We start from the raw sequence: 24,824 nt of genomic DNA, 5'->3' as shown, positions 1-24,824 counted from the left end.
GAAAATTATTTTTTTGTTTTCTTTATTTCGAATACCTCAGGTTTTGCACCATGCGTAAATTCTGACAGCACTTTCGCCTTAGTAGTTCCGGTATCTGAGATTTTCAGGTCTTTATTTTCTGCTCCGGAAACCCGCAGCAGCAGTTCAGCATTGGTATAGTCTATGTTTTTAAAATTGATTGATTTTCCGTTTTGTATATACAGCAAAGGCTTTGCACCAGGAATGTCCAGGTGAGCATTCGTCAAATGAATATTTTTAGCTTCCTGAATATCGACCCCTTCATCGGCTTTAATCACCAAATTATCCAGATAAATATCACTAATACTCATTTCAGGCAATCCCCGTATAAATACCGCCTTGGAAGCACCATCACAAACGATATTCTGGATGTAAAACTTTCTGAATATCGGCGTCTCCTCGGTTACAGGTAATAATTCTACTTTAGGCGCCAAACGCTGCTCTCCTGTTAAAGGAACCGGGTCAACCGCAGCATAGTACATGTCAAAAAGAATTGCTTCGCCAGCAATGTCTTTCATATTGATGTTCTTAGCATAGATATTTTCTACCACACCACCCCTTCCTCTGGTCGTTTTAAAGCGTAAGCCGATGTCTGTTCCAATGAAAGTGCAATCAGAAATGAAAATATTTTTTGCTCCACCAGACATTTCGCTGCCAATCACAAAACCACCATGAGCATGGTAAACGGTACTATTTCTAATGACCACATTTTCGGTTGGCATTCCGCGTTCCCTTCCCGCAGCATCGCGACCAGATTTAATACAAATTCCATCATCACCAACATCGAAGGTACTTCCTTCAATCAACACGTTTTTACAGGATTCAATGTCTATTCCATCGCCATTCTGCGCATACCATGGATTTTTAACGTATACATTCCTTACTATCAGATCTTCACTCATTAATGGATGTAAGTTCCAGGCTGGAGAGTTCTGAAAGGTTACCCCTTCTAATAAAATCTGTTTACAACGATTCAGCACCATTAAATTCGGACGTAAAAAATCCTTAATGCTTTCATAGAATTCTGGCGTTTTTTCCGGGCTAATTTTCCCTGCATCCTTCATTTTTGATCCTTTCATAGTCAAGGCTGAAGGATACCAGATTTTCTTATCCTCAGATACGATCCCACCTGAAGCGAGTAATTTCTTCCATTGGCTTTCGGTTAATTTATCTCTTTTCACCATTCTCCAGGCATCACCACCACCATCGATAATTCCAAAACCAGTAATCGCGATGTTTACTTCCTGGTTTGCCCAGATTGGAGACTGGTTACGCATCTGTGGGAACCCTTCCCAGTTTCCCTTCACCAATTCATATTGTTTAAAATCCTTGCTAAACTGCAACAGAGAATTCTTTTGCAAATGCAGATTTACATTGCTTTTCAACTCCACAGGGCCCGTTAACCATAAACCAGCCGGGATAACCACAACACCCCCGCCTTTTTTGCTCATAGCTTGAATCGCAGCATTGATGCTTTTTGTATTTAAAGTGATGCCGTCATTTTTGGCGCCATAACTCAGAATATTAATCGTATCTTTTTTAAAAGCCGTTCCTTTTACTGTCGGTAAGTTATCAAATGAATACTGTTGCGCTTTGTTTGATCCTTGTGCATTGGAAACCGAAGGGTTCCATAACAAAAGAGCAAAGGACAAAGACCACAGCATAGGGTTAATCTTGTTCATACAAGGTTGGTTTAGGTATCGTAATCTATTTGGTTCAACTGTTTCCAGCTGCTTCACAATTCTACATAGTTTTGGGAGAGAATAAAACAAAAGCGCTCAAAATAACTGCGCAATCGTTCCCGTAAGGGCTTTAAAAATGAACCGGTTCCACTCGGAACCAATCAAAATCTGCATAACCGGAATCGTTGCTTTTCCCCTTTTTAACTGCAAAAAGGCCCATTTTTGCCCCGATCCATTGGCCTTCTTCTGCCTGAAACGTTTCTGGAAGAGATTTGAAATTCAAGCCATCTACGCTGTAGCTAAAAGTACAAACTGCCCCTTTGCCTACTTTAACGCGCAAATAGACTTCCTCTGGCTGCGCATGAGTTCCATTTTGTTTTATCTCTTTCCAGTCTGTGAGGCTAATTTCTTGCTCCTTTTTACCTTTAGCGGCCCCAACACAGGTGCTGTATACCAAAGAAACCTGACCGTTTTTACTTCTCAAAGCAAGATTCGCATAACTTCTACCCATAACAATCAACCCAGCTTTTTCTTCCTCCAACTTTAAATTTGGACTGAATTTCATTTTAGCAGTGGCCATGAACTCCTCCGCAGGAAACTTTTGCAAAAGCAGGTTAGGTACTTCCCAATAACTATTCATGTCTTCGGGAGCGGATTGTGTGAAAAGCCGCAAATTACCTTTTCCAGGGTTCATGATCGCCCATGTGGCTTCAGGATTGGCTTGCCATTGCCATTGAAGGCCCATCCTATGATCATTAAACTCATCGCTTTCTGCAGGTGTATTGATGGGGTAAATCTTAGCTACAGCCGGTTTTTTATATTGTATGACTGGGGTTCCGATTCCTTTTCCTTCAGCATCCAGCCCAATCACGGGCCAATCTTTCAGCCATTTCATCGGCTGTAAATGTACCACACGACCATAAGGGCCTTTATCCTGAAAATGAAGGAACCAATCTTCTCCACCTGGTGTATCAACCCATGCCCCCTGGTGAGGTCCGTTTATTGGGGATTTCCCTTGATCCATCACGACTTTTCTTTCATATGGGCCATAGATGTTTTTTGAACGCAGCACGAGTTGCCATCCAGTGGATACACCACCCGCCGGAGCAAACAGGTAATAATAACCGTTACGTTTATAAAATTTTGGCCCTTCAATCGTCGGATCGTCCTCATGACCATCATAAACGAGCTGCCCCTGGTCTATGGCTTGATCTCCCGCTTCATTGAGCTGTTTAACCGCCAGCACACTTTTAATTCCGGCTCTACTGCCGGCATAAGCATAAGCTAAATAAACTTTCCCATCCTCATCCCAAAGCGGACAAGGGTCTATCAGACCTTTCCCTGCTGCGACCAAGACTGGCGCAGACCATTTTCCGACTGGATCTTTTGCTTTAATTAAATAGATTCCGAAATCCGGATCCGGGTAATAAATATAAAACTCTCCTTTATGAAAGCGAATTGCTGGTGCCCAAACCCCATTGCCATGTTGGGTTTTAGAAAAATGAGCTTCAGGAATTTGTCGGGTTAAAGCATGGTTAATAATCCTCCAGTTCACGAGATCTTTGGAATGTAGAATTGGAATCCCTGGAACACCATCAAAGCTGGAAGCAATCATGTAAAAATCATCACCCACCCGAATGGCATCCGGATCAGAATAATCGGCATTCAAAACCGGGTTTTTATAAGTCCCATTACCCAGATCAGCTACCCAAACTTTACTAATTGTGCTGCTACTCACTGTAGGCTTTTCTTTTGCATACCTTGGTGAGGTCTGCGCCTGTAAAGGTGCTGGACAAAACAAAACACTGCCCAACCATAAACTACCCCAGCACAAATGGCTAGGCATATTCCCTGTTTTTTTAACTACTGTTCCGGCTTCCATAAACTTGTTCCTGAAAATATGTTCATTAATGTATAAGCTTTAACTTCTTTCTTTGACAATTGATTTGACCAGGGAATCCTGGCTTCTTTTAGCCCACCTGGACCTTTCGAGGCGTACTCCGCATAAAAACTCGTCTTATGGTTGTCGTTTTCATTCCATGCACGCCAGCCCGCAGGCAAAATATGTGCATCCATATCCGTGTTTATAAATACCGTATTGGCATAAGGACGCCATGGCCTGCCCAGGTATACTTTTTCTATACCCGGTGCCGCTGTCAGCTTACAGTCCTTGAAAACAAAACCAAAACGCTGTGCAGCAGTAGTGGAGGCCGCAGTGATGTAAGAATTCTTCTTGCTGTGGATATGGCAACGTTCAAAAACGACAGTAGCAGCCCCGAAGATAAAATCTGTAGTTCCTTCAATATAACAGTCTAAGTAATACTGTCTACTGGTATCCACCGCAGGAAAAAGCGTATCCTGATTCCCCAAAAACCGGCAATTCTTAAACATCAACCGGTCTCCTTCGGCATGAAGTGCAACTGCTTGTCCAACTGGCCCGGCATCATTTTCAATGGTTAGGTTTTCAGCCCTGAAATCATTCCCCTGCACCAGCATCGTATAAGAATTATAGGTATTGAAGCCTGCTTTACCTGAATAGTCCCCGTTGGAGATCACCGTAAACTGTGGGTCTTCCCCGAGAAGAAAGACTTTTGTCTTCCAGGAAGGCACTACTATTTTCTCTTTGTAAACGCCCTTTTTAATACGGATAGTGACCACTTGAAGGGAAAAATCGCGAACTGCATTAATTGCAGCTTGTATCGTTTCAAAATCACCTTTTCCATCCTTGCTTACCGTAAAAGAATCAGGTGCTGTATTTTGGGCCATTGTTCGCATGCCCAGACCGAACAATATTAGGCATAGTATTAACTTTTTACTGGTACCCATCCTTTAAATATCTTTTCTACTGTATACTCCGATGCTTCCTGATCGTTTAATTGCTTAGACCAACTCACGCGTTTTTCTGTTGAACTTCCTGCTCCTTTATTCTTATATTCCGCATAAAAAGCAGTTTGTTCATTGCTGGTTTTACCCCAATTATTCCAACCCTCTGCTTTAATCATAGCGCCAAGGTCACAATTTAGAAAAACTGCTTGTGCATAAGGACGCCATGGTCTACCCAGATACACAGATTGCGCAGCTGCAGTTCCCGTAACTTTGCAGTTCAAAAATACATAACCATGTTTTACGGAATCTGGTGCCGAAGAAGCCGTCAAAAAACCGGGCTGCTTACAAAACAGTTCGCAATCTTCGAAAACTGCAGTAGCAGATCCGAAGATAAAATCAACTGTTCCACTGATGAAGCAACGATAAAAATACTGTTTACTCTCTGGCCCATACGTATAGAGCGTATCCTGGAAACCCAACATTCTACAGTTTAAAAAGCTGGCTTTATCGCCAGCTACCCACAATGCGACCGCCTGTCCAACTGGCCCGGCAGTATTTTCAAATGTGATATTCTTAGCGGTAAAATCATCTCCATAAATGTAAAAACCTGAAGATCCGGAAGTTCCCATTTCTTCCCCAAACCGGTTTTTCTTTTGCGCGTAATCGTCGTAGTACAAAATGGTTTTCGCTACATCTTCTCCAATTAAGGTCACCATTTTTTTAGAGGCCGATAAGTTTAGCTTCTCTTTATAGCGCCCGTTTTTAATGAAAATGGTGGTGGTCACTTTTCTAAAATCAGGAACCGCATTGATGGCCTCCTGAACAGTTTTAAAATCACCGCTTCCATCCTGGGCAACCACAAGCCTTTTATCCTGTGCCTTCATTTTATCCTTTGCTTGCAAAGGTCCAATTCCTAAGAAACTGAACACCGCAAACCATAATATTATTCTCATTTTTTTAGGGCTTTAGGTTGTACCACGTACTTACACAATTCCAATTGTTGTTGTTTCATTTCAGAAAGTACAAGCTGTGCTATTTTTCTGGCACCAAATTCAGTGAAATGCGTATTGTCTTTTTTTCCCTCCGGATAATTTGGATGAACACCGGGTTCCAGTTGCATAAACAATTTTTTAGTGGCCATGGGGCCCATCTTTTCATACATCGCCCTGCTGTCTCTATCTAGGTCAATCAAAGGCACGTCATACCTCTTCGCGACTTCATATACCGCAGCCCTGTATTCCGCATGTGTTTCCTTTGCATGTCCATCTTTGTCGAAACTCATCCGCGATACTGGGGTAATCAAAATAGGAACCGCATTTTTCGCTCTGCTTTCCTTTATAAATCTCGCGAGGTTTACCTCATAATCTGGCACCGATGTATACCGCTCTTTATACTTTTCTTCTTTAGCTTCATCATTATGACCAAACTGAATCAACACATAATCTCCTTTACTAAGACTATCTGCGACATTTCCCCAACGGTTTTCTGAAATAAACGTTCTGGTGCTTCTTCCACCTTTTGCCCGGTTATTCAGCTGTACTTCTGCAGTAAAGAAACCAGCGAAAGGCATTCCCCAGCCTGTTAATGGTGCTTTGGAACTTTCATAATTACACATGGTCGAATCACCAATCATCCAGACCTTTATTGGTTTTTGCTCGCTTATAAAAGCAGTACAGACACACAACAGCCCAACAGCAGCTATTTTTAACCTTGTAAATCGAGTGATTTGCATTCTTTTTTATTTAAAATTCTTCCCTTTCTCCAACATCAAATTCCCATGCCTTGACAAATCAGGTAAATTCAAAGTCCTCATCTCTTTTAAAACCAGTTGGGCCATTTCTCTAGCCCCAAGTTCATTAAAATGGGTATCGTCTTTTTTTCCTTCCGGATAATTTGGATGTTCTCCTGGTTCTAAATGATTGAACAACAATTTTGATTGTTCAGCTCCATATTGTTGTAATAACTCCTGGCTTTTCTTATCCAGATCTATCAAAGGTACCGAGGCTGATTTGGCCAATTCCCGCACCAGATTCGCATATATCAGATGTGTTTCCTTAACTTTTCCGGAAGTATCGAAACTTCTCCTGGCTACCGGTGTAATCAAAATCGGGATTGCCCCTTTCTCCCGACTTTCCTGGATAAATTTCATCAGGTTCTTTACATAATCTTCCTCCGGAGTATAACTTGCTTTGGTTTTCACCTCATCATTATGACCAAATTGAATCAGTACATAATCGCCTTTATGAAGTCCGGAGACCACTGGAGCCCATAAATTTTCAGAAATAAAAGTCTTGGTGCTCCTGCCATTCTTTGCGCGGTTATCTACCAGAACCTTTTTGCTAAAAAAGTTAGCAAAAGGCATTCCCCAGCCTGTCTCGGGGAAAGCGCTTGCTGATTTAGCAGCAAGCGTTGAATCCCCGATCAGATATATGGTTAATTTTTGCGGGCTTGAAATGAATGACATCCATATCATGCCTACCAAAGCAAGTATCCAGCTATATTTTCTCATTATTTAATTTTAAAACCATCTTTTACTTAAAACGTCCATCTTGGATCACCCAAAGCCTCACCTTCGGTACTGCTTTTCAACAAAATTGATCCTGTTGGCAGTATGAATTGTGTGGTACTGGCATTCCATCCCGGATCTACAGTTTGTCCTTGTTTAGCCGTTGCAGGCAAAGGCAGTTCGGTTCCGTTGGTACTGGTCGTTTTCAGGTTAAAAGTATTGTTGTTTTCAAAGGTTGTGGTAAAACTGCTCGAAGTACCCGCAATCAGTCCAACTACTGAGCCAGCGCGCGGAGCATTCGCAATAATAGAGTTTTTCACACTGAAAGTGATCGGATTTGCCACAGCATTAATCAATAAAAGCATGCTACCATAACCGATATTATTGATGGTACACGCATTGACGCTCACTTCAGCAGGTGTACCAGGCATGGTAGTTTTACAACTTACTAATCCCGGAGCACTGTTATAAATGGTGCTATTCGTAATTTTTAAAGATTTAAAAGCCAGTTTATCTAAGTGGAATAGATAATAGTTAGCCCCTGCGAACTCATAGATCAGACATTTATTAACCACCATTTCGTCCAGACTGAACAAAGCACTACGATCCGCACGGAGTACAGCTGTGGTGAAGCCATGAATCCAGGAATTTTCTGCATGAAAAGTTTTGAAGTTGGCAGCAACTGTACCAGAACTTAACATATCGCAGAAATACGCAGCAGCGTAAGCTGTTCCATCGAAATTAATACCCGATACCGCTAAACCGGATCCTGTACCCAGGAAGGTAAAACCTTTCAAATTTACTTTTACCTTTTCCGGATTCCCATTCACGGATCTTAAGGTAATCATTTTACCTGCAAGCCCCACCAGTGCCGGTAGTTCATAGGTACCATCTTCCAGACCAATAACCGCATTATTTGCTGCATTGGCAATGGTATTCGCTAAATTATCAGCTGGCGTAATCTTGATGTTGTAAACAATCGCAGCTGTGGTTGTAAAAGTCAAATAACCACTACTACTGCTTCCTGAAAACAACTCTGCAGTATATTTCATGCTCGGACTAAGACCAGGAATGGTCATTGCTCTTTTTGCAAGCTCTTCTGCACTTAGGTTGATGGTAATCGCATCACCAGTTTCTGGAGTAATGACAATTTTAGAACCGGCTGCAAGTTCGAAAAAGGAGAAGTCGACACTATTTTCTCTGATGACCGTTTTATTTGCCCTAAACAATTGCTTGCCGACAATCTTAAAACCGCTACTCAACAAATATTTAGACTCCGGCTGTGTCGCTGTTGCATTGGCTTTCACCCTGGCAAAATACTTGAGCCTTAATTTCAACTCTCCCTCTTTTACTGTAAATCCGGTAGAATCCGTTTTACCGGAAAAAACTGTGGTAGAAAACAAAGAGTCTGTAGAAAACTCCACGGTATAGCTATATTGATTCTCCCCAGTAAACAAAGGCGCCTTCCAGCTTAACCATGCTGAGCTTTCTGAGGCAACTACCTTTACTGCTGAAGGCTTAAATATTCTTGGTGCTTCTGTTTGTACTTCCTCCTTTTTGCAGGAAGAGATGAACAACGCTAAACTTGCAAATAAAAAACAATGGCAAGCGATCGTTAATAGATTTCTTTTCATAACTGTATATACTTAATAACCATTATTTTGAACCATATTCGTTGTTTCGATGAGTACTGTTTTTGGATAAGGCAACAGCTCTCTTTCATTCGCTTTAAAATAAGTAGCGAATCCATTCGAAGTCCCGGAGATAGAGCCGGAAACAGGATCATCATTAACCGCCATACGCCAGGCCTTCACCGTATACCCTGCAGGCGCCGTAGAACTTTCCAATCCTTTGGTGTAAAAAACTGCGTTTGGGGTACCACCATATAAATCAAGGTTAGCCACTTCCGCAACGCTACTACCTTTCAGGTAGTTGTTTTCTTTCACGTAGATATAAAGCGGTACGTTCGCATAGGCCCCTTGTCCACTCATAAAATCCCTCAATTTCGCACGTGTTTCGATAAACTTAGTCGCGATCAGATTCCAGCGGATCAAGTCGTATTTACGAATTCCTTCTCCACCAAACTCCAACAAGCGTTCCTTTACAATCGCTTCAAAGAATCCTGCTTTATCTAATGGTGTCGCAGGGATATCATTTTCAAAACCCAGATAAGCACGCTTACGCACTCTTTCTAAAGCATTTTTCGCCTCAGCAGTTGGCCCACCCTTAACTTCATTCTCCGCTTCAGCAAACATGAGCAACACATCTGCAAAACGTAAAATAGGCCAATTGATAGCGAAGTTCTGAGAGGTAGAAGAATTGTTAAAAGCCGTCCATGCCTTTCTAAACTTGGCATCGGTCATGGTATTTGCGGTATTCAGTATCTTTTTAGAGTTATCATTGATTTCATAAACGCCAATGGTCACATCTCTACGGCAATCCTTAGCAGGATCAAACTCATAAAAATAAGTAGCAATGGCATTCATACCACCTCCACCTGCCCCGAAAGTAGATTTCGCGGAATACCTTAAGCCATTATAATAACCCAATTTACTATCTGTAGAAGCATTGGCACCAAAAGCACCAACCTCCATCATCAGTTCAAATTTATCATCCGCACGTGTGCCATGTAAAGTCTTAAACACGTTTTCATAACTTGGATTTAAATCATGTTCCCCTGCTTCAGCAATCACCTCTGCACATTCTTTTGCTGCAATCTGATAATAGGTTAAATAATCTGCTCTTCTTTCCATTTTACGGGTATCCGTACGCAAGGCATATCCACCTCTGGCTAAAGCAATCCTCGCCCTTAACCCTTTTATTGCTCCTTTAGTAAAGCGGAAGCTACCATAGTCACTGATTTTAGATCTCCATGGCACTAAAGTTTGTGCCAGCTCCAGGTCTTTCAATAACTGATCATAAGTTTCATCACGGTTGCTATTGCTAAAATTCAAAGTAGGCGCATCGGACCCCGGAACAAAAGTTCCCGGAACATCTCCCCAATTGCGGATCAATTCATGGTAAAATTGCGCCCTCAAGGCCAATGCTTCCCCGAGGTACCTGCCCATTTCCTCTTTCTGCGACGCAGTACCACTCGTGTATAATTTCGACAATGGGATGTATTTAATACAAATATTGGCGCGTTCTACCCCAGCAAATAATTGTGCAAAAGGTTTGGTCAGCTCTGTATTGTCTGAACTTGCCCCATACATACTCACCCCTCTACGGTCAGAGGAACTATAGCTACCCGAAGTTTTGAAATCATCGGCAGTCAGATTTAATATGGTTGCCAATCGGTTACCATAACCGTCATCGCCACAAAGTCTATTGTACACCCCGATCAGGGCAGAGTTTGTATACACCGTACTTTCAAAAACTGTTGTAGGTGAAGAAACAGAAGGAGATTCAAATTCCAACGCTTTTTTACAGGAAGGAAGTATGCTTAAGGTGCTCATCGCAAAGGCCATGATGGCAGCCGATAATATTTTCGTTTTCATTTCTTTTCTAGCTGAATGATTAAAAAACAAGGTTAAGACCTGCAAGGATATATCTGCTACGCGGATAAGCTGCGTAATCGATCCCTGGTGTTAGTGGGTTACTTCTGCGGGTATTCGCTTCCGGATCATATCCTGAATAACCCGTAATCGTCAACAGATTATTGACCGTGCCATACACGCGAAGTCTGGAAATAAATCCGGTACGTTTCATTAATTGCGCAGGAAGCGTATAACCCAAGGTCACGTTGCTGATGCGAAGGAAAGAGCCATCTTCAATAGCAAAAGAAGTTAAGGCATAATTTCCTGGTGTAGGTGTCCAATAAGTAGTGTTCTCATTCATTGCTGCTAAGGCAACCGGATCGGTAACTTTAACCCCATTCGCATCAAAATTCTGCCAACGTTGCGTCATGATCTCCAACAAATTATTGTCTTTCACATTGTATTGTGAAGTAAACTCTAAACGGTTTGCATTGTACACTTTGTTCCCCACAGAAAAGTTAACGAATACAGTCATGTCAAAATTCTTATAGGTAAACTGGTTGTTAAATCCACCGATAAATTTTGGTTGTGCATTGCCCAATACGGTACGATCGTCTTCAGTAATCACCATGCTTTCCGAAGAAGATAGCTTTTTAAGTTTCATATCTCCAGGCTGTGGCTCCCTATTCCCAATTAAAGATTTGCTGTTGGGAACATCCGACTTTAAAGTATAGCTGTATACACCAGTACCCGCATTTTGTACATAGTTGAAATCATTTACAGTGTACCTGCCATCAGAAATGTATCCATAGAATTGCCCTACAGGCTTCCCTACTTCTACCTTCACATCGGCAAGACTATTTACCCATCCAGACTGGGTCAGGTAAGAGTTTACCCCAGATTGTAATTCAAGGATCTTATTCTGATTGAAAGAAATGTTAAAGCTGGTGTTATAACTAAAGTTTTTACTTTTCACTGCCAGGAAACCCAATTGTAACTCAATACCTCTATTTTGTGTTTTCCCTACATTTTGTATTTGTGTATTGTATCCTGAAATCGGAGAGATATTCGCATCCAACAACAGATCCTTCGTTTTATTGTCATAAAGGTCAACTGTTGCTGTTAAACGGCTATCAAACAGTTCCAGATCCAGACCTAAGTTGGTAGAAAGATTCGTTTCCCATTTGATGTTTGGATTGGCCAGTTTCGTAGAAATCAACCCGGTACTCACTGCAGCATCATTTGCTGCGTAGCCACCTGCGGTAGAATTTGCCAGGAATATGGTTCTAAACAAATCCTGTCCGATTCTGCTATTTCCAGCAGCACCATAACTCAATCTAAATTTCAAACTGTTTAACCATTTGATATTGGCTTTCTTGAAGAATTCTTCTTCAGAAGTACGCCATGCAATCTGTCCGGATGGAAAATTACCATAGCGATTACCGGCAGCAAATACAGAGATACCATCCCTTCTAAAATTGAAAGTAGCCAGGTATTTCCCTTTGTAAGAATAAGCAGCTCGGGCAAAAACAGAAAGATTCCTGATGCCACTAACTAAAGATGTTGGTTTATCCTGAACCGCACCATTTGGCAAATCTGTTTTTTGAATGTTAGAGAATGCCTCATCAGGTGTAATATTTGCAGGGAACCATTTGATGCTCATGTTATCAGAATTGACATCGTCATTACGCAACTCTTGTCCCACTAAGAGATCCAGGCTATGATCTGCACCAAGACTCGGTTTGTAATTTAAGGTATTGGTGTTGATGAAAGTCGTAGTATAAGAATTCTCCAACTGAATCGCAGGTCTGTTCGCATTGTTTCTGGCGATATTCGTCAGCAAACCATTAAAAGTATCCACATGACGGTCGTTATAATTCAAACCGATGGTACTTTTTAAGGTCAGGTTTCTTAAAATCTGATAACTGGCATAAGCACTGGTGATCAAATCATTGCGGTAATCATATTTCAATTCATTGTGTGCTAAACTAATCGGATTGGTTAAGTTCGTTGCCTGATAGTCAGCATCAAACAAATCTCCGGAATCACCACCACCCAAATAAGGTTGGTAACGCACTGCATTTCTTAAACGGTTGGCACTTTGTGATTGGGTATTACTCGTTCCTACACCATCCACGCGTTGGCGACTATATCTTGCATTCAATCCAAAGCGTAATTGATCAGAAATCTTATGGTCAAAACGGAAAGAAGCGAATGTTCTTTTATAAGCAGATTCCAACATAATCCCGTCTTCTTTGGTATTGTTCAGGGAGAAATTAAACGTCGTTTTATCACTTCCTCCGGAAATATTTAAAATCTGAGTACCTGACCAAGCCTGGCGACCAAAAACTTTGTCTTGCCAATCTACCTTTGCCAGGTTCTTATAGATATCCAAATCTTCAAACGTTCCATAGGCCTTGGTAAAATCATCCTTCACCTGTTGAGAAGTATTGTTATTGTACAATTCGTATTGATACTTCACAAAATCATAAGGCCCCATAACATCCAGTTTGTTCACAATCTGGCGAACGCCTCCAAATACATCAAAAGAAACCATGGTTTTCCCCGGTTTCCCTGCCTTTGTGGTAATGATCATTACCCCATTTGATCCTCTGGAACCATAAATAGCAGTGGAAGCCACATCTTTTAATAAGTTGATGGATTCAATCTCCCCAGGAGATAAAATAGAAAGTGCATTGTCTACCGGAATTCCATCTACTATATATAAAGGTGAATTGTCGCCGGTAAGCGAACTTCCACCACGAACTTTGATTTGAATGTCTGCTCCCGGATTACCTTCAGGTGTAGTTACCGATAAACCAGCCATCTTACCCGCTAGCGCTTGTGCCAGGGTTCCAACCGGAAAATCAGCGACATCTTTGCCAGACAATACCGACACCGAACCGGTCAGCATTTCTTTTCTGACCGCGCCATAACCAATATTGATCATCACCTCGTTCAGTTGAGCAACATCTTCCTCTAAAATAAAATTAATCTTTGATTGTTTGCCTACCGGAATTTCCTGGGGCACATAGCCGATATATCTGGCAATTAAAACGGTTTCTCCCTGATCAGGAACGGAAATCTTAAACTGGCCTTTCTCGTCTGTACTCACCACGATGGCAGTACCCTTGATAGAAACACTCACGCCAGGAATCGATTCCTTGCTTGTTTTGTCGGTCACCTTGCCTGTTACCTGGCGAATTTTCTGTGCTTCCGCCCGGAAAACTACAATAGCCAACAATACAAACAGTAGTAAATTTTTTTTCATACTCGGTTTGGTTAATACTCCCCTTTTGGGATCAGGGAGTTTTGGTTTATTTTGGTTAGTATGGAAAATGCTCAGTCTTCCATTAACAATTCTACATTGTTTTTTTAATAAAGGAATCCAATAGCGCCAGATAAATTTGCGCAATCGTTCCCGACAACGTTGCCGTACTGAAAATCAGATACTTTTAATTAGGAGGAAAATCCTTATATTGCCCTAATAAGACCAAGTATTAACAATTCCCTCTTTTTCATGTTCGAACCTACTACTTTAAAAGACATAGCGAAGGCCTTAGGCCTATCTACCTCAACCGTTTCCAGAGCTTTAAGAGATACCCACGAGATCAGTTCAGAAACAAAAAAAATAGTATTAGAATATGCACAAAAGATCAACTACCGCCCGAATCCTATTGCGTTAAGCTTAAAAGAAAGACGGACTAAATCTATTGGAGTTTTAGTGAGTGAAGTAGCCAACCATTACTTTTCTCAGGCCATTGGAGGAATTGAATCTATTGCGTACGACAGAGGTTATCATGTCATCATCACGCAAACCCATGAATCTTATGAAAGGGAAAAGATAAACATCCAGCATTTGGCATCCAGAGGCGTAGACGGGTTATTGGTTTCGCTATCTGCAGAAACCAGTGACACTTCCCATTTGAGCCTTTTACATGACCGAGGCTTACCAATGGTCTTTTTCGACCGGGTAGCGAAAGATATTGAAACGCATAAGATCAGTGCCAATAATGAACAAGGTGCCTATGATGCAACCATCCAGTTGTTGGAATCAGGCCGTAGGAAAATTGCACACCTAACCAGTTCAAACCACCTTTCGATCAGTATCGAACGCCTGGCGGGATATACCGCTGCCTTACAAAAATATGGAATTCCGGTTCAGGAGGAATATATTAAATACTGCCCACATGGTGGCATGTTCCCTGAAGAAACTGAACAGGCCATCCAGGAACTCATGTCCTTAAAGGATAAACCTGATGCTATTTTCGTTGCCGGCGACCGCCTCAGCATTGGCTGCATTACCGTGATGAAGAAATTCAACATCTCCGTACCTGAAGAAATCTCGATTTCTGGCTTTAGCAATTCAGATGTACTAGATCTATTTAACTCTCCCCTAAACTCTGTTAGGCAGCCTGCTTATGAAATGGGACGTTTGGCTACAGAAATGCTGATCAAGCTGATTGAAAGCAAATATCCGGTAACGGAATTCGAAAACCGGGTATTGGATACTGAACTGGTGATCCGGAGCTAGTCTTCAATTCTTGCAATCCGATAAGCACACCTCCGATCGCCACTCACAATATGGTCCATACGCTTAATCGTGATGGTTTCTCCCAAAACATGTTTAAATGCTGTTTTTTCACACCCTACCATTTACAGCTTATGGAAATTTAAAATTCTGAAACACAACCGATAAAATGCTTCCACAAACTGCTCCTCTGATCTAATATGACAATCCCCTGAAATAATTTACTTAAAGTCTAGGGATTTAGTAGTGTTTTTACTTACCTTTGCCCTCGAAACGTTTATATGTTCAAGTAAAGACACGGTTATGTATCAAATTCTACTTCAATTTTTTCATCAGGTTGAATCCTTCACCTGCTTAATGCTCCAAATTCCAGCAACACGCCGAATGTGTTGTTGCCCAGCCTAATTCTGTAGAAATATTTTAATGTTGCCTAACACACCGGTTCCCGGTGCAGGAAGACTATTACCTAAAATTTCTGCCTAAAACATTTTTTATTGCCCCCTGATCCATTCCTATTCATCTGGAAATCAGCGGAGCTAAATCCTATTATCAACGAAAAATATTCAAATGAAAGCAAGATTATCTATTTTATTCCTTTTGTTCTTCATTCAATTCGCACATGCCCAGGAACCTTATAAAGTCAGCGGTAAAGTAATTGAAAAAGGAACCCAACTTCCCCTACCTGGCGTAAGCGTACTGATTAAAGGCTCGAAAATTGGTACCACTACCGATCAATCTGGAAACTTCAGTATTCAATTGCCGAAGGAACAAGAAACATTGATCTTTTCTTTTCTAGGCTTCAGCAGTCAGGAGCTTGTTGCAAAAGCAGGAGCCAATTTAAAAGTAGCGCTTGCAGATGCTTCCAATGACCTCGATGAGGTTGTAGTGGTGGCCTATGGTACCACAAAAAAGAGAGACATTACCGGATCAGTATCCCGCATTAATGGGGAGCAACTGCAAAACCGACAAGTCTCAAATATCACGAAAGCACTGCAAGGCCTGGCCCCCGGTGTTCAGGCAGTTTCTTCCAGTGGACAACCAGGAACGGCTGCAACCATCCGCATCCGCGGTATTGGTTCAATCAACGCTTCCAGCTCACCGCTATATGTCGTTGATGGCAATCCTTATTCAGGAGACCTGAATTCCATTAATCCCAGCGATGTTGAATCGGTAAGTGTGCTAAAAGACGCCGCATCAAGTGCCTTATATGGCTCCAGAGGTGCAAATGGTGTCATCATCATCACCACTAGATCTGGTAAGAGGAATAATGAAACACAAATTAATGCCAGCATTTCACAAGGAATTTCCGACCGCTCAGTGAAAGATTACAAACAGGTAACGACCGATCAATATTTTGAAAATTATTGGTTGGCAGTAAAAAACAAACAACTGAGTTCTAACCCTGTCTTCAGCGATAAACAGGCTGGAGAAGCTGCAAACAGACAGATAATCGGCGATTTAGGCATCAATCCTTACGGAATCAATTTCCCTAATCCTGTGGGATTAGACGGAAAAATTGTTCCTGGAGCAAAAGCTTTATGGGATGACAACTGGGGAGATGCAACGGAACAAACCGCAAGAAGAACGCAGGCAGACCTGAGTTTTAGTGGTGGCGGAGAAAAAAGCCAGTACTACATCTCTGGTGGTTACCTAAATGATCAAGGAATCGCCCTTGGCTCAGGATTTAAACGTTATAATACAAGAATAAACCTGACTACGCAGGCGAAAAAATGGTTAACGGCAGGATTGAATCTTTCTGCATCCAGCAGCACACAAGATTATCCAACTTCGGAAGACAGTAAAACTTCTAATGTAATCCAATATTCCAGAGCCATTCCAAGCTTCTACCCGATCTACGAACACAATCCTGATGGTTCGTTTAAACTGGATGATAACAATCAAAAGATTTATGATTTTGGCGCTTACCGACCTAGTTCGGCCATTCCAAGAAGTAACCTTCCGGCAACAGTTGGACTGGATAAATCAGAAATCATGAAAGACAATGTGTCTGCCAGAACTTTCTTAGAAGCGACTATCCTACCTGAATTGAAACTGAAAACTACCTATAGCGGAGATTTCCAGAACTACAATTCTCATTACTATACCAACCCTTTATTGGGTGATGGAAAAGAAAACGGTGGTTCTGTTTCTAAATCAAACAGCAGAACTTACTCCTGGACCTGGAACAACATCGCGACTTACGATAAGACCATTGGTGATCATCACTTCAATGTGTTAGGTGGACAAGAGCTTTACAAATACAATTACCGCGTCATTTCCGGCTCCCGCCAGCGATTCGTGCTTCCTGATTTATATGAGCCAGATGCTGCGGCACAGCTAACCGGTTTTAGTGGAAGTTCCATTGATTATACCTTGCTGAGTTTCCTTGGAAGAGCAGAATATGATTACAAAAAGAGATATCTTTTCTCTGCCTCTTTAAGAACAGACGGAACATCAAGGTTCTCTCCAGCACAAAGATGGGGAACTTTCTGGTCCTTAGGCGCTTCCTGGAAAGTATCAGAAGAAGCCTTCCTGAAAGACACACCATGGTTGAGTACCCTATCCCTAAGAACCAGTTATGGCGCACAGGGTAATGACAATATCGGTATATACTACGCTTACAAAGGATTATATAGCATCAAAAGCAACCTTGGAGAAAATGGTTTAGTAACCTCAAGATTGGCAACGCCAGACCTAAAATGGGAATCTAACTTAAACCTAAACGTGGGGCTGGACTTCGGTATTTTCCACGACCGCATCAATGGTACAATTGAATACTTTGACAGAAGATCAAAAGACCTGTTATTTAGTCGCCCAATCGCACCATCACTCGGATTCGGATCTATTGATGAAAACATTGGCGCTTTGAAAAACCAAGGTATCGAGGTTCAAATCAATGCCGTTCCCGTACGCACCACAGATTTCAGGTGGACGATCAGTCTAAATGCAACCCATTACAAAAATACCATTACGGAATTACCTGGCAATAAAGACATTCCAACCACAACCAAAATTATGCGTGTAGGTGGGACAATCTCTGACTTTTACCTTAAAGAATGGGCAGGTGTAAACCCGGCAAATGGCGATCCCCTTTGGTATAAAACCACTGATGATAAAGGTACCAGAATCACGACAAACGATTATAGTGCAGCTACGCAATATTACCAAGGCACCTCATTACCCGACCTGACTGGTGGTATTTCCAATACTTTCAACTACAAAGAATTTGAAATCTCTGCATTGTTTAACTACAGCATTGGTGGTAAAATTCTTGACAATGATTATGTAGGTTTAATGCACACAGGTAACGCAATTGGCCGCCCATGGTCTACAGAAATACTGAACCACTGGACGCCGGAAAACCCTAATACCAATGTTCCTAAATTGACAACGGATGATAAAGGTTGGACACAACCATCTACGCGTTTCCTTTATAGCGGTACTTATGCCAGATTGAAAAACCTAACCCTCGGCTATAGTCTGCCAAAAGCATTGGCAAACAGATGGGGTCTGGTGAACCTAAAATTCACCATAACCGGAGAAAACCTGCTGACTTTCTACGGTCATAAAGGAATGGATCCTGAACAAACCATTGAAGGAACTACCTATTACCGTTACCCGGCAATGCGTACGCTATCTGCTGGCTTAAACCTTACTTTCTAATTTAATTCTACGACAATGAACATAAAAAATATCACCTACATCGCGGTTACAGCACTATTGCTCCCATTTTTGGGTTGCAAGAAAGAGCTAACCACCAGCCCTACTTCCTCCGTAGATGAAGCGCTGGTGTATGCGAACGTTGACAACATCGAGACGGTTCTGAACGGTACATGGGCCTATATGCACGAAACCTTTTTCACCTATGCCAACCCAGGATATACCACCATTTTAAGAAACAGTGATGCCATGGGGAATGATGTAGCCATCATTCAGAACAAATATGGATACAAGGATTCGTACAACTTTACCATCGCCAATAACCAAACCCGCTTGGGCGCAATCTGGTCGATTCTTTATAAAGTGATCGACAATACCAATAACATCATCACTAAGATCGATGCTTCAGCAGGTTCTGCGGATAAAAAAGCAAGGATTAAAGGACAGGCCTTGGCCTTAAGAGCTAACAGTTATTTGAACCTGGTTACCTATTACCAGTTCAATTATCAGTTGAATCCACAGGCAAAAGCAGTTCCTTTATACACCACGCCAACGGTTCCAAGTTCTGTAGCAAAGCCAAAAGCTACGCTGGAGGAAATCTATCAGGTGATCCTTGCGGATTTAACACAGGCAGCGCAATTGTTACCAGACTATAACCGTCCGAACACCACCAAATACAAGATCAATATTGATGTTGTTCATGGTCTTTTAGCAAGAACATACCTGAATATGGGGAAATGGGATCTGGCCAGGGAAAATGCTTTAGCAGCGAAAAAGAACTATACGTATATGGCTCCTGAGGAATATGCGAATGGCTTTAATGAGCTAAAAAACAGCGAATGGATCTGGGGACAAGGTCAACAGCCAGATCAAAGCAACGCCAGTTACGCTTTCCATTACCTGGACGTAAGCAGCTCTGCTTCTTATTACTATAGCTTTATGGCCGATCCAAATTTCAAAAAACTATTTGATGACACAGACATCAGAGCAAAACTGTTTTTATGGGATGGATTACCAAGTAGAGAAGGTTATTTAAGGTACCAGAAGTTTAAATTCCGCCCGGATGTAACCGCAGACATTGTGCTGATGCGTTCTGCAGAAATGACATTAATTGCTGCAGAAGGTTATGCAAGAACAGGAAACCTAACTAAAGCAGCAGAAACATTAAATGAATTGCTGGCTGCCAGAAAAGCGACCCCATTTGACCTGGGCACCAAATCTGAACAAGAAGTAATCGCTACGATCCTGATTGAAAGAAGAAAGGAACTCTGGGGCGAAGGTTTCTCCCTTTCGGATATCCTGAGAACACAGGCTTCGGTCATCAGAAAACCAGCATTGGGACCTGATGGGCAACCTTTAAAGGTAACTGTCATTGCGCCAGATGGTAGTAGTAAAGAAGTATTTGCCAAACAGCACACTACTTTAAGGTTCCCAAATAGTACGGATTTCGTACCCAATAGCCCTTACTACTTGATTCCTATTCCACAAACCGAGTTATCCAATAATGATAACCTGGGAAAATAAGCAATAAAGACAATACCCTACAAATACCCCCTACCTATGAAGAAGGGCTGTTCCGAAATCAATTCGGACAGCCCTTTGTTTTTTTATTTAAACTGCGTCAGATAAAGACGTGAAGGTGAAATCTCTGATTTTCAATGGAGGAAGCAAATAGTTTGAATTTGATTCTGCACTCACTGTTCTTTCCGTTTTACCCATCTCTTCCAGGTTATTGAGCATGATGATCGGACTCTCATTAAACCTGAAATTCTTTACCGGAAACTTGATCTCTCCGTTCTCAATATAGAAAGTACCATCTCTGGTGAGCCCTGTTAATAATAATGTTTGGGGATCTACAGAACGTATATACCATAATCTGGTGACCAAAATCCCTTTCTCTGTTCCTTTAATCAACTCTTCCAGGGATTTGTTACCGCCCATCATGATCAAGCCATCTGGAGAAGGAAGTGCTTTAATACCGGTCTTTTGTGCCCAATATCTGGAAGCGTAAAGGTTTTTAACCACCCCTTTCTCTATCCAGTTGACTTTCGTTTGAGGTCTGCCATCACCAGACCAGGTTGCTCCGGGCAGTTCTGGATTCCATGGATCTGAATATACATTGACACGTTCGTCCAGCAGTTGCTCTCCTACTTTAGTCTTTCCTCCGGGCTTGCTCATCGAGCTCCTGCCTTCATCTGCGGTACGGGCATCCAGGTCGAAAAACAGGTTCTCCAACATCACTGCCACTGCGGTAGGTTCCAAAATCACCGTATATTTCCCGGGTTCTATGGCCTTAGCCGTAACAGAAGCCATGGCTTTTTTTGCCGCTACTGCAGTATCTGTATTGGTATCCAACTTACTAAAGTCGTTGTAGCCCCTGGTGGCATAACCAGATCCCTTGCCATCTTCGGTACGAATGGTGATGTTGAAGGCTACATCTGTGGCTTTATTATAAGCAAACAAGCCCTTACTGTTCATCATGGCAGCATAGCCCGCCTGATTAGAAAGGAAACCTGCTGCATTCAGCTTGTTTTGCTTTGCCTGATTCAGACTGGCCGCAACCGCATCAGCTCTTTCCTTTGGGCCTACAGCGGCTGTGATTTCAGAGAAAGTAGGCGAATCCGGGCCATACTCCTGAGGGCCTAAAAAGGACATAAACTCCGGATTTTCCGGTGCCAATTTTGCCAGCTCTTCTGCTCTGCGTACTACTTTTTCCAGGGAGGCATCATCAAACTCATTGATGGTGGCTACACCTAATTTCTTTCCAAAAGCGGAGCTCACCACCAGACTTTGAGTACTCGACCCACCGCTGGTAGATACAGAACTTCGCGCATATCGGATATTTCCTGAATCAGATCCACCCAGGTTTACTTCACATTCATCTGCTTTTGAGTAGCTCAGTACCTTCGTTAAAAGTGCTTTTACTTGTTCTTTAGTTAGTATTGCCATGATTTCTATCCGATTTTTCTAGCTGTATTGATCACATTAACTCCATTGAAACGTGCAGTAGCAGATCCATGAGACACGGCACTGCTTTGCATAGGCTGCCCCTTACCATCAAAGAAGGAACCTCCCAGACGGTAATCACTTTGATCACAAACTGCGGAACAAGAATTCCAGAACTCCTGAGTATTGGCCTGGTAGGCCACATCTTTCAGCATGCCAACAATCTTGCCTCCTTTAATTTCATAAAATAATTGTCCGCCAAACTGGAAGTTATAACGCTGCTGGTCAATAGAAAACGAACCATCACCAATGATATAAATCCCCTTTTCTACGTTTTTAATCTGATCGGCGATGGACAATGGTTTTTTACCCGGTTGCAGGGATATGTTTGCCATCCGCTGAAACTGTACACTGCTCCAATTATCGGCATAACAACAACCCTGAGAATGGTCCAGGCCAACAATATGTGCCTGATCTCTGATGGCCTGGTAATTTACCAAAACACCATCTTTAATCACATCCCATTTACCACATTTTACACCTTCATCATCATAACCTACGGCCCCTAAAGAACCCGGCTCTGTTTTATCTGCGGTAATGTTCACTTCCTTACTGCCATACTTGAATTTCTTGCTTTCCCATTTGTCTAAAGTCAGGAAGCTGGTACCTGCAAAATTCGCTTCATAACCCAATACGCGATCGAGTTCCGTAGGGTGTCCGCAGGATTCATGAATGGTTAACCAAAGGTGTGAAGGGTCTAATACCAGGTCATATTTACCCGGTTCTACCGACTTCGCTTTTAGCTTTTCGCCGACTTGTGTTGCCGCCTGCTTTGCATCTTCCAGCATATCATACCGGCCTTTATAAAGCGTACCAGAAGCTGTTTTTATTTTGTCCTGAGGCCTGGCATCCAGATACTCATAACCTTTACCTGTAGGTGCACTTAAGGCATTTCTAGTCTCAAATTTCCCAGTCTCTTTATTGATCTTGGTGATGAAAAACGTAGGCCAGATGCGGTGAATATCCTGGTCAATATAAGAACCATCAGAAGAAGCAAAATACTTTTGCTCATTCACCATAAAAAGAATAGAATTGATATAATCGGCACCACCTTTCATGGCGGCATCATTAACAGACAACAGCAGATCCACCTTTTCTTTAATCGGCACTTCAAAGGCGTTCTTCTCAATCGGGGATTTCCAGCTCACTTCGCCATAGCCCTTTTGAGGCGCTAACTGTACCGGTTCATTTTGTAATCTTGCATTTTCTTTAGCGATCGACACTGCTAATTCTGCTGCTTTCGCAATGCTGTCTTTGTCCATCTGATCTGTGGCCGCAAAGCCCCAGCAACCGTTAGCAATCACACGAATACCAACGCCATAAGACTCTGTATTGACGATATTCTGTACTTTATCTTCTCTGGTGACCACATATTGGTTCAGGTATCTGCCTACACGAACATCTGTATAAGTGGCTCCTTTAGCCCTTGCCGCATTGAGTGCAACATCAGAAAGCAGTTTTTTTGCTGCCGGATCGATGTATTCGAGTGACCTTTCCTGGGAGATCTCATTTCCCCACACCGGAATGGCTGGAAGCATTGCCGCAGTCGCTCCAATGCCCGTTAAATAAATAAAATTTCTACGTTTCAAAGTAAGGTGGTTTAGGTTTTTAATAATAATGATCAGACGGTTATCCGCTACAGAAAGTTACAAAGAATCTTGGCTTTTAGCGCTGGCTATGATCAGAAAAATCATGACAAGCAGGAGAGGCCTGCTTATTTTAAAATTGTCTTGACGGAACAGTGTTTAGGTGATCAACAAATGAGTGTATTTATTGAATAATACACTCATTTGATTGTGATTAAACTGCGTCAGACAGAGAGGTAAACGTGAAATCCCTGATCTTCATTGGTGGAATCATTCCGCTTCCTGTTCTTACCGGTTTCCCTAATGCTTCTACATTATTCAACATGATCACCGGACTTTCATTGAACCTAAAATTCTTCACTGGAAACTTGATTTCTCCGTTTTCGATATAGAAAGTACCATCTCTGGTTAATCCGGTTAACAATAATGTTTGTGGGTCTACCGACCTGATGTACCAGAACCTGGTCACCAAAATCCCCTTTTCCGTGCTTTTGATCAGGTCTTCCAAAGATTGAGTACCACCTTCCAAAACGATACTTCTATTAAAAGGAAGCGGTTCTACGCCCTTCTGTCCAGCCCAATATCTGGAATAAGCTAAGTTCTTCACTACCCCATTTTTCACCCACTGGGTTCTTTTCACAGGTAATCCATCGCCAGTCCAAGTGGAAGAAGGGATTTCCGGGTTCATTGGATCAGAATAGATGTTTACATTTTCTGAAAACAGCTGTTCGCCCAATCGGGTTCCCCCTCCTTTTTTACTCATAAAACTTCTACCTTCATCAGCACTACGTGCGTCAAAGCCTCTGAACATATTGCCCAGCATATCGCTTGCTGCGAGTGGTTCCAGAATTACAGTATATTTTCCAGGCTCAATGGCTTTCGCCCCTGCCGATCCTGTTGCTTTGGACGCGGCAATTTTACTCAGCGTTAGGGTATCCATTTTATCCAGGTCATTGAAACCTTGCTCGATATAACCAGAACCTGTTCCTGCCTGATTTCTCACCGTTACCGAAAAGGAAACATCAGTACCTTTATTATAGGCAAAAAGCCCTTTAGAATTCATAATGGCATTGAAACGGGTAGAATTTTCTAAAAACCCTGCGGCTTCCAGGTTTGCAGCTTTAGAGACCTGAAGACTCTTACCTACCATCTCTGCTCTGGTATCTGGGGTAATCGCAGCTGTTTTTGCGTTATAGGTGGCTGACTCCTGAAAGGTCTGTGGGCCTAACAAAGGCATGAATTCGGGGTTCTCCGGTGCCAGCATCGCCAGTTCTTCTGCTCTTTTTACTACTTTTTGCAAGGAGGCATCATCAAATTCATTGATCGTTGCTACTCCTGTTTTCTTGCCAAAGGTTGCGCTTACCGCAAGATCCATCACACTAATTTGCCCGGCAGTAGATACTGCATTTCGCGCATAACGGATATTTCCGCCATCAGATCCACTTAAACTTAATTCGCAGGAATCTGCTTTTGAATAGCTAAGTACCTTTTTTAGTATTGCCTGGGCTTCTTCTTTACTTAATATGGCCATAA

16 protein-coding genes are annotated in these 24,824 nt (G+C 42.2%); 3 read left to right on the top strand and 13 right to left on the bottom strand.

Annotation, left to right across the window (positions count from 1 at the left end):
• Positions 1-5 precede the first annotated feature (5 nt).
• The 9 genes from GM920_RS02150 to GM920_RS02110 all read right to left on the bottom strand — a co-directional run bounded on the left by GM920_RS02150 (position 6) and on the right by GM920_RS02110 (position 13,779).
• A complete protein-coding gene (locus tag GM920_RS02150) occupies positions 6-1,700 on the bottom strand; it encodes a glycoside hydrolase family 28 protein (RefSeq protein ID WP_235964410.1) in 1,695 nt (564 codons plus the stop codon).
• Between the two features lie 130 nt (positions 1,701-1,830).
• The gene (locus GM920_RS02145) at positions 1,831-3,582 is read right to left on the bottom strand and encodes a glycoside hydrolase family 43 protein (RefSeq protein ID WP_235964409.1); all 1,752 of its coding nucleotides are present in this window, start codon (positions 3,580-3,582) and stop codon (positions 1,831-1,833) included.
• A complete protein-coding gene (locus tag GM920_RS02140) occupies positions 3,564-4,466 on the bottom strand; it encodes a pectinesterase family protein (protein WP_235964408.1) in 903 nt (300 codons plus the stop codon). The genes GM920_RS02145 and GM920_RS02140 overlap by 19 nt, the downstream gene beginning before the upstream one ends.
• A 38-nt stretch (positions 4,467-4,504) precedes the next feature.
• Complete coding sequence (locus GM920_RS02135) at positions 4,505-5,479, bottom strand: pectinesterase family protein (protein ID WP_182952983.1); 975 nt, start codon at positions 5,477-5,479, stop codon at positions 4,505-4,507.
• Positions 5,476-6,258 (bottom strand): rhamnogalacturonan acetylesterase, encoded by a 783-nt coding sequence (locus GM920_RS02130; protein WP_182952981.1) that lies wholly within the window; start codon positions 6,256-6,258, stop codon positions 5,476-5,478. The genes GM920_RS02135 and GM920_RS02130 overlap by 4 nt, the downstream gene beginning before the upstream one ends.
• Before the next feature lie 6 nt (positions 6,259-6,264).
• The gene (locus GM920_RS02125) at positions 6,265-7,035 is read right to left on the bottom strand and encodes a rhamnogalacturonan acetylesterase (protein ID WP_182952979.1); all 771 of its coding nucleotides are present in this window, start codon (positions 7,033-7,035) and stop codon (positions 6,265-6,267) included.
• 26 nt (positions 7,036-7,061) lie between these two features.
• A complete protein-coding gene (locus GM920_RS02120; RefSeq protein ID WP_182952977.1) occupies positions 7,062-8,666 on the bottom strand; it encodes a DUF4957 domain-containing protein in 1,605 nt (534 codons plus the stop codon).
• 12 nt (positions 8,667-8,678) lie between these two features.
• The gene (locus tag GM920_RS02115; RefSeq protein ID WP_182952975.1) at positions 8,679-10,529 is read right to left on the bottom strand and encodes a RagB/SusD family nutrient uptake outer membrane protein; all 1,851 of its coding nucleotides are present in this window, start codon (positions 10,527-10,529) and stop codon (positions 8,679-8,681) included.
• A 19-nt stretch (positions 10,530-10,548) separates the two neighbouring features.
• On the bottom strand, positions 10,549-13,779 hold the full coding sequence (locus GM920_RS02110) for a SusC/RagA family TonB-linked outer membrane protein (protein WP_182952974.1): 3,231 nt from the start codon (positions 13,777-13,779) through the stop codon (positions 10,549-10,551).
• Between the two features lie 249 nt (positions 13,780-14,028).
• Between GM920_RS02110 and GM920_RS02105 the strand changes: the two genes are divergently transcribed.
• Complete coding sequence (locus tag GM920_RS02105) at positions 14,029-15,042, top strand: LacI family DNA-binding transcriptional regulator (protein ID WP_182952972.1); 1,014 nt, start codon at positions 14,029-14,031, stop codon at positions 15,040-15,042.
• Here the strand turns inward: GM920_RS02105 and GM920_RS23805 are convergent.
• On the bottom strand, positions 15,039-15,164 hold the full coding sequence (locus GM920_RS23805) for a hypothetical protein (RefSeq protein ID WP_262891057.1): 126 nt from the start codon (positions 15,162-15,164) through the stop codon (positions 15,039-15,041). The genes GM920_RS02105 and GM920_RS23805 overlap by 4 nt on opposite strands.
• Positions 15,165-15,606: 442 nt before the next feature.
• Here GM920_RS23805 and GM920_RS02100 point away from each other — a divergent pair, with 442 nt between their 5' ends.
• Positions 15,607-18,702 (top strand): SusC/RagA family TonB-linked outer membrane protein, encoded by a 3,096-nt coding sequence (locus GM920_RS02100; protein WP_202986018.1) that lies wholly within the window; start codon positions 15,607-15,609, stop codon positions 18,700-18,702.
• A 15-nt stretch (positions 18,703-18,717) separates the two neighbouring features.
• The gene (locus tag GM920_RS02095) at positions 18,718-20,223 is read left to right on the top strand and encodes a RagB/SusD family nutrient uptake outer membrane protein (protein WP_182952970.1); all 1,506 of its coding nucleotides are present in this window, start codon (positions 18,718-18,720) and stop codon (positions 20,221-20,223) included.
• A gap of 87 nt (positions 20,224-20,310) precedes the next feature.
• Here GM920_RS02095 and GM920_RS02090 read toward each other — a convergent pair whose 3' ends face one another.
• From GM920_RS02090 to GM920_RS02080, 3 genes are all read right to left on the bottom strand, one after another.
• A complete protein-coding gene (locus tag GM920_RS02090) occupies positions 20,311-21,648 on the bottom strand; it encodes a TldD/PmbA family protein (RefSeq protein ID WP_202986017.1) in 1,338 nt (445 codons plus the stop codon).
• Positions 21,649-21,653: 5 nt separating this feature from the next.
• Positions 21,654-23,294, bottom strand: coding sequence for a TldD/PmbA family protein (locus GM920_RS02085; protein ID WP_182952968.1), 1,641 nt, complete (start codon positions 23,292-23,294; stop codon positions 21,654-21,656).
• Between the two features lie 211 nt (positions 23,295-23,505).
• On the bottom strand, positions 23,506-24,822 hold the full coding sequence (locus tag GM920_RS02080; protein ID WP_182952966.1) for a TldD/PmbA family protein: 1,317 nt from the start codon (positions 24,820-24,822) through the stop codon (positions 23,506-23,508).
• Positions 24,823-24,824: the final 2 nt, after the last annotated feature.

The sequence above is a fragment of the Pedobacter gandavensis genome, from assembly GCF_014172405.1.
Classification (GTDB): Bacteria; Bacteroidota; Bacteroidia; order Sphingobacteriales; family Sphingobacteriaceae; genus Pedobacter; species Pedobacter gandavensis.
Note: the sequence above shows the minus strand (reverse complement) of the source record. Positions and strands in the feature narration are given on the sequence as shown.

Bases quoted from the DNA above. Each gene is read 5' to 3' on its own strand.
- GM920_RS02115 (WP_182952975.1), bottom strand. From the start codon at position 10,529: ATGAAAACGAAAATATTATCGGCTGCCATCATGGCCTTTGCGATGAGC.
- GM920_RS02145 (WP_235964409.1), bottom strand. From the start codon at position 3,582: ATGGAAGCCGGAACAGTAGTTAAAAAAACAGGGAATATGCCTAGCCAT.
- GM920_RS02105 (WP_182952972.1), top strand. From the start codon at position 14,029: ATGTTCGAACCTACTACTTTAAAAGACATAGCGAAGGCCTTAGGCCTA.
- GM920_RS02090 (WP_202986017.1), bottom strand. From the start codon at position 21,648: ATGGCAATACTAACTAAAGAACAAGTAAAAGCACTTTTAACGAAGGTA.
- GM920_RS02130 (WP_182952981.1), bottom strand. From the start codon at position 6,258: ATGCAAATCACTCGATTTACAAGGTTAAAAATAGCTGCTGTTGGGCTG.
- GM920_RS02100 (WP_202986018.1), top strand. From the start codon at position 15,607: ATGAAAGCAAGATTATCTATTTTATTCCTTTTGTTCTTCATTCAATTC.
- GM920_RS02150 (WP_235964410.1), bottom strand. From the start codon at position 1,700: ATGAACAAGATTAACCCTATGCTGTGGTCTTTGTCCTTTGCTCTTTTG.
- GM920_RS02140 (WP_235964408.1), bottom strand. From the start codon at position 4,466: ATGGCCCAAAATACAGCACCTGATTCTTTTACGGTAAGCAAGGATGGA.
- GM920_RS02125 (WP_182952979.1), bottom strand. From the start codon at position 7,035: ATGAGAAAATATAGCTGGATACTTGCTTTGGTAGGCATGATATGGATG.
- GM920_RS02080 (WP_182952966.1), bottom strand. From the start codon at position 24,822: ATGGCCATATTAAGTAAAGAAGAAGCCCAGGCAATACTAAAAAAGGTA.
- GM920_RS23805 (WP_262891057.1), bottom strand. From the start codon at position 15,164: ATGGTAGGGTGTGAAAAAACAGCATTTAAACATGTTTTGGGAGAAACC.
- GM920_RS02120 (WP_182952977.1), bottom strand. From the start codon at position 8,666: ATGAAAAGAAATCTATTAACGATCGCTTGCCATTGTTTTTTATTTGCA.
- GM920_RS02135 (WP_182952983.1), bottom strand. From the start codon at position 5,479: ATGAGAATAATATTATGGTTTGCGGTGTTCAGTTTCTTAGGAATTGGA.
- GM920_RS02095 (WP_182952970.1), top strand. From the start codon at position 18,718: ATGAACATAAAAAATATCACCTACATCGCGGTTACAGCACTATTGCTC.
- GM920_RS02110 (WP_182952974.1), bottom strand. From the start codon at position 13,779: ATGAAAAAAAATTTACTACTGTTTGTATTGTTGGCTATTGTAGTTTTC.